7 protein-coding genes and 1 pseudogene are annotated in these 11843 nt (G+C 61.5%); 6 read left to right on the top strand and 2 right to left on the bottom strand.

What is annotated here, in order from left to right:
• Positions 1-46: 46 nt before the first annotated feature.
• The 6 genes and pseudogenes from BG841_RS11130 (at position 47) to BG841_RS11105 (ending at position 7472) form a co-directional block, all read left to right on the top strand.
• Positions 47-1882 carry a PAS domain-containing sensor histidine kinase gene (locus BG841_RS11130; RefSeq protein ID WP_070057722.1) on the top strand — a complete coding sequence of 612 codons (1836 nt, stop codon included), beginning with the start codon at positions 47-49 and terminating at the stop codon, positions 1880-1882.
• Entirely contained in the window at positions 1879-2541 is a 663-nt protein-coding gene (locus BG841_RS11125) for a response regulator transcription factor (protein WP_070057721.1), read from the top strand. Before BG841_RS11130 ends, BG841_RS11125 begins: the two co-directional genes overlap by 4 nt.
• A gap of 61 nt (positions 2542-2602) precedes the next feature.
• Positions 2603-3232 (top strand): annotated as a pseudogene (locus BG841_RS16535) (PhzF family phenazine biosynthesis protein); the annotation flags it as partial.
• Positions 3233-3473: 241 nt separating this feature from the next.
• Entirely contained in the window at positions 3474-4691 is a 1218-nt protein-coding gene (locus BG841_RS11115) for an NAD(P)/FAD-dependent oxidoreductase (protein ID WP_070057719.1), read from the top strand.
• Positions 4692-4760: 69 nt separating this feature from the next.
• Positions 4761-5531 (top strand): co-chaperone DjlA, encoded by a 771-nt coding sequence (gene djlA / locus BG841_RS11110; RefSeq protein WP_070057718.1) that lies wholly within the window; start codon positions 4761-4763, stop codon positions 5529-5531.
• A gap of 108 nt (positions 5532-5639) precedes the next feature.
• Positions 5640-7472, top strand: a complete 1833-nt coding sequence (locus BG841_RS11105; protein ID WP_070057717.1) for a putative bifunctional diguanylate cyclase/phosphodiesterase — start codon at positions 5640-5642, stop codon at positions 7470-7472.
• A gap of 190 nt (positions 7473-7662) precedes the next feature.
• On the opposite strand, the gene BG841_RS11100 is transcribed toward BG841_RS11105, so the two are convergent.
• Together BG841_RS11100 and BG841_RS11095 are read right to left on the bottom strand one after the other, a co-directional pair.
• Positions 7663-10731 (bottom strand): efflux RND transporter permease subunit, encoded by a 3069-nt coding sequence (locus BG841_RS11100; protein WP_070057716.1) that lies wholly within the window; start codon positions 10729-10731, stop codon positions 7663-7665.
• Between the two features lie 5 nt (positions 10732-10736).
• Positions 10737-11819: an efflux RND transporter periplasmic adaptor subunit gene (locus BG841_RS11095; RefSeq protein ID WP_070057715.1), complete on the bottom strand. Its 1083-nt coding sequence runs from the start codon at positions 11817-11819 to the stop codon at positions 10737-10739.
• Between the last annotated feature and the right edge of the window lie 24 nt (positions 11820-11843).

Raw genomic sequence — 11843 nt, 5'->3', positions numbered from 1 at the left:
AACAACACCTAAGCGCTATAGTACTTTCACTATAAAGAACCAGTAAATGCCGGCAAAAAAACCTGTCAAGTTCATGAGTTTTCTGGAAGCGGATCCGGAAGCCTGTCTGTTGCTGGGCAGCTGTGGACAGATCCTCGGCAGCAATCCGGCCGCCGAGCGCCTGCGTCAGCGGGCTCAGTGCGACACCTTCGAGCACTTGCTCCCTCCAAACAGCTTAGCACTGATTGCCGCCTGCCAACACCAAAACCGCGCCATTTCAGGTGTGGAGAAGCGACTCGCGGCACGCTCATTGGTGTGGTCGTTTATTCCCGTCCCGGAGTCTGCTCAGGTGCTCGCGCGGGGGAGAGACGACACCCATACCTTGCGCAGCCTCGACGAGGCCGTCCGCGCCAATCGCTTGTATCGGCTGATTACCGAAAACACCACGGATCTCATTTCCCGCCACGACCAGGACGGCCGTTTCATTGATGCCTCCCCTGCCTCCTGGCGGTTGCTGGGTTATTGGCCGGAGGAGCTGCGTGGCAAAGTCCTGCGCGACATTGTGGGCACGGACACTGGGCACGATCAGCTGGAAGCCGCCCGCATCAGCCTGCGGGATAGCGGTTACGCCACCCTCACCTTGATGATCAGACACAAAGACGGCCGTCAACGGTGGTTTGAGATCGCCAGTCGCGCCATCCGCGAAACCTATACCGGAGCCGTGGTGGAAGTCGTCAGCGTCTCCCGGGATATCACCGCCCGGATCAATTCGGAGGAGAACAACCGGCGCCTGGCGCAGGTGGTGGAGGCCAACACCGATCTGGTGCTGTTTATGGACCAGAAGGAAAGTATCCACTACATGAACCCGGCGGCGCGGCGCGCGCTTGCCCTGAAGGCAGCGGCCAACCGACCGGCTCTGGCAGATTTCTTTGATGCCGGGGCTTTGGCCCGGATCCGGCGCGAAGGAGTGCCCGCAGCGGAACAGAGGGGCGTCTGGGAAACCGAAACCCGGTTACAGCTCTACCGGGATACGCGCACCTTGCCGGTGTCGCTGGTGCTGCTCGCCCACCGGGCCGCCAATGGGGCGCGCTACTATTCAATGGTCGGACGGGACATGACCGAACGGGAGTTGCGGGAACGGGAACAGCGCCGGCACCAGGACGAACTGGCCCAGAGTGCCCGGCTTGCCACTCTGGGGGAACTGGCTTCCGGCATTGCCCATGAAATGAATCAGCCGTTGGCGACGATCGTCAACTACGCCAGCGCCAGCCAACGCTATTTGTCCCGGGTGCCCACCGACCCGGCCCACCTGGCCAAGGTGAGCGATGGTCTGGCGCGCATCAACCAGCACGCCAATCATGCCGCCGAAGTCATCAAACGGTTGCGGGCGTTCTTGCGCAAGGGCCAGAAACGCAGCGCGCCAACGGCGCTCAACGGGATCGTCGTCGCGGCAGCCAGATTGTGCCAATGGGAGGCGGACAAGTACCAGATAGCCCTCGACCTGCAGTTGTCCACCCACGACCCCACACTGATGGCGGATCCGGTGCTGCTGCAACAGGTGTTGATCAACCTGATCCGCAACGCCATGGACGCCAACCGGGAACGCCACGGCAGCGCCCCGTCCACCATCACCCTGACCACCGTGCAGTCGGATCAGGGTGAGACCCAGATTTCCGTCACCGACCAGGGCGCCGGCCTCAAGGCGGAAGACCTGCGGCAGATGTTCACGCCCTTCTTTACCCGCAAACGCGACGGACTGGGGTTGGGGTTGTCCATGAGCCGCTCCATCGTGGAAGGATTCGGTGGTTTTCTGGATGCCACCAACATGCCTCAGGGTGGGTTACAATTGACCTGTCGTTTTCCCGGGCCCGCCCATATTCCTGACCGAAGAGAAATGTCATGACAGAACCTCAATCCGCCATCGTGTATGTGGTTGACGACGATGCCGGCATGCTGGAATCGACCCGGTGGCTGCTGGAGTCCGTGGGTTTGCGGGTTAAAGCCTATGCCGATGGCCAGCAATTTCTGGATGGTGTGACGGCGGACCAGTGCGGCTGCATCATTCTCGATGTGCGCATGCCCGGACTGGGGGGCCTCAATGTGCAAGACGAACTGCACCAACGGGGCTCCCGTTTGCCAGTCATTTTTATTTCCGGGCATGCTGATGTGCCTATTGTAGTGCGCGCGTTCAAGGCGGGGGCCTTCGATTTTATCGAAAAACCGTTCAACGAACAGTTGCTGTTGGACAGCGTGCAGCAGGCCCTGCAAAATCAGCAGGCCTCTTCCAGTCGCCAGCAATCCAACGAGGACACGGAAGCCTTGCTGGGCACACTCACCCCACGGGAAAGGGACGTGTTTTTGCCCTTGGCGCAGGGCTACACCAGTCGTGAGATAGCCGCACAACTGCACATCAGCGTCAAGACCGTCGACCTGTACCGCAGCCGGGTGATGAAACGGCTGGGTGCAGAGCGCCTGCCCGATATTACCGGCATCGCCATCGCCGCAGGCTGGCTCAACCCGTTGACGTTGCGGCCCGCCACACCGCCAGAATTCACCGTTTGAAACCACGCTGATTGACCCCAATGGCTATACTTAACAAATGAGGTAACCAAGGATAAAGGCCATGTCCACACTGCCCATCTATCAGGTCGACGCCTTCAGCCACGACCTTTTTGGCGGCAACCCAGCCGCTATCATGCCATTGTCTGAGTGGCTGCCAGATCCGCTGCTGCAGCAAATCGCCCGCGAGAACAACCTGTCCGAGACCGCGTTTTTTGTCGCCGAGCCTGACTACAGCGCGGCGGATTTCCACATTCGCTGGTTCACCCCCGACGCCGAGGTGCCCCTGTGCGGCCACGCCACTCTGGCCACGGCCTGGGTGTTGTTTCATAAGCTGGGCTTTGCCATGAACACCGTGCGTTTCAAATCCCTCAGTGGTCGCCTGGGGGTCACCCGCCGAGAGGACGACTGGCTGCAACTGGACTTTCCCAACCTGCCCTTCACCGAGGTGGACACGCCGCGGCTGATCCGCGAGAGTTTCCCGAACGCTCCGGAGCGCTGCTTTTATGTACCGGACGACTCCAACTACATGGTGGTGCTGGCCAGTGAAGACGAGGTCCAGCACGCCTGCCCCAACGTTACCGCCCTGCGGGAGCTGGGTAATCAAGGGGTGATCATTACCGCCCCCGGGCACCACTGTGATTTTGTCAGTCGTTATTTTGCGCCGGGTGTGGGCATCAATGAAGATCCGGTGACCGGTTCCATTCACAGCGCACTCACGCCCTACTGGGCCGCCCGCCTCGGTCGCGAACAGCTGACCGCCCGACAATTGTCGGCCCGGGGGGGTCGAGCTACACTGCCAGCTGCACGGGGAGCGGGTCCTGATTGCCGGTCAGGCCGCCTTCTATATGGAAGGACGTGTGCATTTACCCTATCTTTAAGCCCCTCCCGGGTACCGGTATACTGCGGCTCCATCCCCTGGCACACCGGTACCCATGACGCATTCCAACAGACGCCCCACGACTCCCCCACAGGCCCCGGACTACGACGTCATCATCATCGGCGCGGGTGCCGCGGGGCTGATGTGCGCCGCTACAGCCGGCTATCGGGGCCGGCGGGTGCTGGTGCTGGATCACGCCAACAAGGCCGGCAAGAAAATCCTGATGTCCGGAGGGGGCCGCTGCAACTTCACCAATCTCAACAGCAGCCCCGCGAATTTCTTGTCGGACAACCCTCATTTCTGCATTTCGGCGCTCAAACGCTATACGCCCCAGCATTTTCTGGAGCTGGTGGAACGCCACGGCATTGAGCACGAAGAGAAGGCCGCAGGGCAGCTGTTTTGCCGGGACAGCAGCAAGGACATCGTCAATCTGCTGCTCACCGAGTGCGACTGGGCCGGGGCCGAGATTCGGCTGAATACGCCGGTCAGCGGGGTACGCCAGACCGAGACCGGTTACCGGATCACCACAGCCGCCGGACCGTTCCGCTGCGCATCGCTGGTGGTGGCCTGCGGCGGGCTGTCCATACCGACCATGGGCGCCACCGGGTTTGGCTATCAGCTGGCACGGCAATTCGGACTGGAAGTGCTGCCGACGCGCGCCGGGCTGGTGCCCTTTACCCTGCACCCGGAGCTGAAAACCCAGCTGGCGCCGCTGGCCGGCGTCAGCTGTCCGGTCGAGGCACAGTGCAACGGGGAACGGTTTCAGGAACCCATGCTGGTCACCCATCGGGGGTTGAGTGGCCCGTCCATGCTGCAGATCTCCAGTTTCTGGCACCCGGGTGACCCCCTCACCATCAATTTACTGCCAGGGGAGGACGCGCTTTGCTCCTTGCAAGCCATGCGCGCCGCCAAGCCACAAGCCACCCTGGCCCAGTACCTCAATCTGCACCTGCCCCGCCGGTTCGCTCAGGCACTCGGTGAGCTCCACCAGTGGCACGGGCCACTGCAGGGCTATAAAAACAGCGATCTGGAAACGGTCGCCCGCCGGCTCAACCAGTGGGTCATCCATCCGGCCGGCACCGAAGGCTATCGCACCGCCGAGGTGACCCTCGGCGGTGTCGACACTCGTCAGCTGTCCTCCAAAACCATGGCCGCGCTCACCCACCCCAACCTGTTTTTCATCGGTGAAGTGGTGGATGTCACCGGCCACCTGGGCGGTCATAATTTCCAGTGGGCCTGGGCCTCCGGGGTGGCGGCGGGCGGGGTGGCCTGAGCCCGCTACCACAGGCCGCGGCAAAACCCGTATACTTCAACCGTCGCTCCCGGTTCGAAGGAAGGATCTATGCTTTTCCCCATCCTGATTGGTGGTCTGATCGGCTCACTGTTCGGTGGTTTCAAAGGTTTTTTGGTCGGTGCCATTGCCATGGTGTTGCTGTCCGGCTACCTGAAAAAGCGTCTCAGACAAGGGCTGGGTAATATCCAGACGCAGTTTGTGGAGTCCGTGTTTGCGGTGATGGGCGCCCTGTGCAAGGCCGACGGTGTGGTCACCAGCAATGAAATCCAGGCCGCCGAGGCCCTGTTCCGCCGATTCAGGCTATCCGGTGCCCAGCGCGCCCAGGCCCAGGCCGCATTCAATCGCGGTAAATCTGCGGACTTTGACCTGGACGCCGAGCTGGCCCGATTTGTGCGCATCAGTCGCCGGCAACCCTTGCTGCTACAGATGTTTTTGCAGGTCCAGATGTCGGCGGTTGCCGCCGACGGTCAGGTACACCCGGCGGAACATGCCATGCTGGTGCGCATCGCCCGCGGACTGGGGCTGCCGGAATCCCAGGTCGAGCAGCTTGAAGCCATGCTGCGCGGCGCCCACCCAGGTGCCTCCGGCGCTTCCCGTAGCCAGCAACTGCAAGATGCCTACAAGGTGCTGGGCGTGGCGCCGGAGGCCAGCGATGCCGAAGTGAAGCGCGCTTACCGCAAGCTGATGAGCGAAAACCATCCTGACAAGCTGGCCGGACGTGGGCTGCCGGAGAGTATGCGGGAGCTGGCGGAGGAAAAAACCCGCGACATCAGCCACGCCTATGATCTGATCAAGAGTGCCCGTGCGCAAACCGTCTAGGCCCGCCGTCAACCCCCGCCGAAGAGTGGACACCGAAGGGTGGGCTTGCCATAGTTAAACGGCTCTTAGCCAGCGGTATGACAGTCGCCAAGGTGTTGGGATCACCCTATGTCGGACAAGCGCGCATTTATTCGGTTTCATGAAAAACTGATGAAGCTGAGCCATGACCCAGAGTTCACAAACAGCACCAGACCGGAAAAGCTGGCCGCGCTGTGTCACCTGTGCGCCACCCAGTTGCAGGTCGATCGGGTCAGCGTGTGGCGTTTCAATTACGGCCGTGACCACCTGCTGTGCGAGCATCTGTTTGACCGTCAGTACCCAAACGGCGCCCCGAAAGCCCCGCCCTGGAAACGGGATGAATACCCGGCGTATTTTGCCCGTCTGACCCATGCCCGGGTGATCGACATCCAGGACGTGTACCACACCCCTCTGTTCCAGCCCTTGCGCACCGACTACTTTCGCAGTCTCGGCATTCACTCCATGCTCGATGCGCCGGTATTTTACGGCTCACGCCCCAGCGGCGTGGTGTGTCTCGAATCCCGCAGCACCTGGCGCTGGCAACTGGCGGAATTTTCGTTCGCCATGGCCATCGCCGATATCGTCAGTCTGCTCAACACCCACGAAGCCTGGACCGACTCCAAGCGCAAACTGGATCACGTCCGTTACTACGACCGGCTGACCGGGCTGCCGAATCTGGAATCGCTGCGCAACCGGATCGGCTACCTTACCCAGAAAATCAAACGCCGGGGCAGCGGTCAGTTTGCCTTGTTCTGGATCAATCTGGATCGCATGAAGATCATCAACGAGGGTATCGGCGCCAGTGTCGGCGACCTGGTCATCAACGAAGTTGCCCATCGCCTGGCGGACACGCCCCTCCTCGGCAAAGACCTGTTCGCGCACCTGGGAGGCGATGAGTTTGTGCTGATTTTACGCACCTATACCCGCCCGGATGCCCTATTGGCGGCCGCCCGGATTCTGCAGAAAACCATCAAACAACCTATCCATATCAACGACCAGCCCATCAACCTCAGCGCGGGTATCGGTGTCTGCCGGTTTCCGGAAGACGGCACCGAACCGCCGACCCTGCTGAGGCAGGCGGAAGCCGCCATGTACAGCGCCAAGAACCGTGGGGTGGCGCAGCTCAGCCTGTTTGACGACTCGATACAGGCCACCGCGCAATCACGGTTTGCGTTGGAGCGGGAGCTGCACACCGCCATCAAAAACCACCAGCTGGAAGTCTTCTATCAACCGATCTTCGAACGCAGCGGCACCCGCATGGCCAGCGCGGAAGCGCTGGTGCGCTGGCATCACCCCCACCGGGGATGGCTGACGCCGGCCACGTTTCTGGACATCGCCCGCGGGGCGGGGCTGATGTATGACTTGGGGGAATGTGTGATCCGGCGGGTGTGCGAACATCTGCGGGACGCCAAGATTGCCGATACCCGACTGCCGGTGATCAGCGTCAACCTGTCCGCCGAACAGGTGCAATCGCCCGGTTTACCGGCCCTGGTGGCCGCCCTGTGCGCCGAGTATGGGGTGGCGCACCGGCAACTGCACTTTGAAGTCACGGAAGATTCCATCCAGGATGCTTCGGAAACCGTCCGCAACACTCTGGATCAGCTGGTCAGGGCCGGTTCCGAATTGGCGATTGATGATTTCGGTACCGGTTATTCGTCCCTGTCCCGCCTGAAGGCGTTGCCCTTCACCAAACTGAAAATTGACCAGTCGTTCATCAGTGACATTCCCTACGATGAAGACGATTGCGCCATCACTCAGTCCATCTTCGGCCTGGCGCGGGGGCTGGCGATGTCGGTGATCGCAGAAGGAGTAGAAACCCGGGAGCACGAAAGCTGGTTGCAGGTGCGGGGCTGTGAATTCCTGCAAGGATTCCGGTACAGCGAACCCGTGCCCCTCGATACCCTGATAACCGAATTCCTCTAGCGCTCATCCGCTGCCCGACACCGGCACCAGCAGGCACACCAGAATCAGAAAGACCGTCAGTCCCAGCCCCACGCCGGCCAGCTTCAGTCCTTCCAGCAACTCATCGTCGGCTTCCATGACGGCCGTGTCCCTCGGTGATAGTGATCGTTTTACAAAACAACATCACCCCAACTATAAATGATAACAAGTCTCATTTAAACACTTGGGCAATCCGTGTGCCCACACGATCCCCCAGCACCAGCATCGCCGGGGTCAGCAACAGGGTCAACACGGTGGCAAAGCTCAAGCCGCCCGCGATGGCGCTCGACAGCTGGGTCCACCATTGGGTGGAAGGCGCGTTCAGACCCAGCGACGGGGTAAACAGATCCACATTGACCCCCACCACCATGGGCACCAACCCCAGCACCGTAGTAACGGCGGTCAACAGCACCGGCCGCAAACGCAGGCAACCGGTTTCCAGGGCCGCTTCGTAGGCAGTGGCGCCGGTGCGGCGGATCTGATTGTAAGTGTCGATGAGGATGATGTTGTTGTTGACCACAATACCGGCCAACGCGATGATCCCCATCCCCACCATCACGATACCGAACGCCTGGCCGTTCACCAGCAGCCCCAGCAACACCCCCGCCGTTGACAATACTATGGCCGACATCACCAATATTGTCTGATACAAGGAGTTGAACTGGGTGACCAACACCAGCAGCATCAGGCCGATGGCGACCAGAAAGGCACTGATCAGAAACGCGCCCGCTTCTTCCTGCTCCTCGTTCTCACCGGCAAATTCGATGACCACCTCCTCCGGCAAGGCGGGCAATTCCCGGGTCAGGCCCGCAAGCAATTCATCCACCTGACGCCCCGGGGCCAGATCGGACTTGATGGTGACCGTCTGCCGGCCATCCACCCGCACTATGGTGCCGGTTTTGACGCCTGGTTGCAGGGTGACAAATTGGGACAAGGGCACCTGCCCCCGGGGGGTGCGCAGGGTTTGCCGGTCAAACTGTTCCAGTTCCCGCCAGTTATTTGGAACCCGCACCGTAATGTCCACTTCGTCGCGCACCCCTTCCGGGCGATAACTGGCCAGCACCAGCCCATTGGTGACCAGACGGACAGCACTGCCGATACTGATGATGTCGGTGCCAAACCGCGCAGCTGCGGTGCGGTCCACCTCGAGCCGCCATTCGATGCCCGGCAGGCTGCGGTCGTCTTCAATATCAACAAAACCGCCCATCGCCACCATTTGCGCCTTGACCATATCCACCGCCTGATTCAGCGCCTGACTGTCGTGGCTGCTGATCTGCAGTTCAATGGGTTTGCCGCCACCTGGCCCGGCCTCCTGTTTGCGGAACTCCAGCTCAACCCCGGCAATATCGGCGGTGCGCTGGCGAAAATCGTCCAGTATGGCCGACGCCGGCCGACGTTCGTTCCAGTCCGTAAACTGGAATTGCAACACCCCGATAACATCCGGCGCCATCTGACTACCGGCACTGACCATGGAACGGGCGTACAAGGCCTGAACCTCCGGCATGCCCTGCAACCGACGCTCCACCTGCTGCACGATGGCATCCCGCTCATGAATGGACAGGTCACCGCGGGCGCGCACCTGCACCTGGGCCGAATCCGGTTCAATGGCCGGAAAAAACTCAACGCCGTAATTGAATCGGGCGTACACACCGTAAATCACCCCGATCACCAGCATGACCCCAAGCAGCGTCCGCCCCGGGTAGCGGAGCACCCTCGCCAGTAACTTGCGATACGCTCGGGTCAGGCGCCCATCATGGGTGTTCACGGCGGGCCGGCGGCCGCCACTGACGCTTCCCAGCACCGGCAAAAACACCAGTGCCATCGCCAGCGAGGCCAACAGACACAAAATCACCGTCATGGGCAGAAACTTCATAAACTCGCCCACCACGCCGGGCCAGAACAGCAGAGGCGAGAACACCACCAGGGTGGTCACCGTCGAGGCAATGACCGGCCAGGCCATGCGGCTGGCTGCCTCGGCCCAGGCGTCACGCACCGGCAGTCCGGTGGACAGATTTCGGTCGGCCAGCTCGGACACCACAATGGCACCATCCACCAGCATGCCCGCGACCAGGATCAGGCTGAACAGCACCACTATGTTGAGGGTGAAACCCAGACTCCAGATCATCAGTATGCCGGCCAGAAACGCCCCCGGGATGGTCAGGCCCACCAGCAACGCGGAACGCGGCCCCATCGCCGCCACAATGACAATGATCACCAGCACAATGGCGGTCAGTACGTTGTTGAGCAGGTCACTGAGGATATCCACCACATCGGTGGACTGATCCATGATGTAGCGGATCTCCAGCTCCTCCGGTAACTGGCCCTTGCCGGCCTCAAGCAGGGCTTTGACACTGGCCACGGTTTCGATGACGTTGGCCCCGGTGCGTTTGGATACCTCCAGCACCAGTGCGGGCTCGCCATTGATGCGCGCAAATCCGGTGGGGTCTTTGAACGTGCGTTGCAACAGGGCGACGTCGCCGAAGGTTATGACCGTGTCGCCGTCGACTTTGATGGGCATCGACATGACGTCTTCCAGAGTCTCAATGACCCCCGGCACTTTCAGGGTCATGCGGCCGGCACCGGTATCCAGACTGCCCGCCGCCACCAGCCGGTTATTGCGGATAACCATGCCGGCCAACTGATCAAAATCAATCCCGTAGCTCTCCAGCACCTGCGGGTTGACCACAATCTCCAGCACGTCTTCCCGGTCGCCCCCGATGCTCACTTCAAGCACTTCCGGAATACCCTCGATGGCGTCCTGCAGGTTACGGGCGACGGTGATCAGTTCCCGCTCAGACAGGGGCCCCGACAACCCGATGGACAGCACCGGAAACAGGGAGATATTGATTTCATTGACCCGCGGCTCATCCGCTTCCGAGGGCAGCTTGCTCCGCGCGGTGTCGACCTTTTCCCGCACATCCTGCAGCGCCTTGTCAGGATCAAACCCCGCATCAAATTCCAGCATCACCGACGCGTGACCTTCGGAGGCGATGCCGCGCATTTCCTTGATCCCCTCCAGCGAGCGCAACTCCTGCTCCATGGGCCGCACCAGCAGACGCTCGGCGTCTTCCGGGTTAATGCCGTCCAGGGTCATGGAGACATAGATAATGGGGATGGTGATATCGGGATTGGCCTCTTTGGGGATCGCCTGGAACGCCGCAATCCCGCCAACGATCAGAAACAGCAGGGTAATCACCGTGGTTCTGCTGCGGCCCATGGCGGCGTAGATCAGGGTGCGCATGGTCCTCAGCCCCTGACCGCGTCGACGTCGACAGGAAGGACTTCCTGCCCGGTGCTGACAAAGCCGGCCCCGCGGGTAATCAGGCGGATTTCGTCGGGCAGTCCGGTAACCCAGGCACCCTCAGTGGTCAGGGACAGCAGCGTCACCGGTGTAAATACCACCCGGTTGTGGTGATCGACGTAGCTTACCCCCGGGCGGCCGTCGTCACCCAGGGTCAGATACGCGGGCGAGAGAAACATCGCCTTCTGCTCGGGCAGCTGAATCGCCAGGGTGGCGCTGCCGCCGGCCACCCGTTCCTGGCCGGGGTTGCGGACCGTGACTTCCACGGCAAAACTGCGGGTCGCCGGGTCTGCGGCACTGGCCACAAAACTCACTTCCCCCGCCAGGTGGCGGCCATCCAGCAGCCGGATGTTCACCGGCTGGCCTTCGCTCACCGCGCCCACAGACTGCTGCGGCAGCTGGCCGGTCGCTTTCAGGCGATCAATCTGTACCAGTTCCAGCAACGGCTGACCAACCTGCAGGAAACTGCCCAACTCCACCCGGCGATGGTTGACGATGCCATCAAAGGGCGCTGTCGGCGTCAGGTTGGCCAGTGCCAGGCGGGCCGCCCCCAATTCGGCCTCTGACGCGGCCAGTTCACTTTCCAGACGCATTTTTTCGGACCGGGAAACCAGATTGCCGGACCTCAGCCGGTCGGCCGCCTGCAGGTCCGCAGTCAGTTGGTTGACCTTGGCCCGCCAGCGGTCGACATTGGCGCGGCGGTTGTCTTCCGAAATCTGCACCAGCACCTCGCCGGCACGGACTCGCTGGCCCTGACGCACCGGCAATGCTTCCACAGTGCCCGCCACCCGGGCGCTGATTTCAACCCGGCGCCAGGGCTCCAGCTGGCCTTGCAACGTCAGGGTCGGGGTGTACCAGCGGGCTGCGCGGGTTTCCACCAGTACACTCATCAGCGACTCGGATGGCTGGATCACCGCCTCCGGGGCCCGGTCGAGGGAGGTTTTCACCTCACCACTGAGCAGCCACAACAGCAGCACCACCAGCACCAGCAGCGACAGCCCGATCGATCCCCACCTGAATTTACTCATGGATAAACCTTACGCATTACCGAC

The organism is Marinobacter sp. X15-166B (genome assembly GCF_001752365.1).
GTDB lineage: Bacteria > Pseudomonadota > Gammaproteobacteria > Pseudomonadales > Oleiphilaceae > Marinobacter.
Note: the sequence above shows the minus strand (reverse complement) of the source record. Positions and strands in the feature narration are given on the sequence as shown.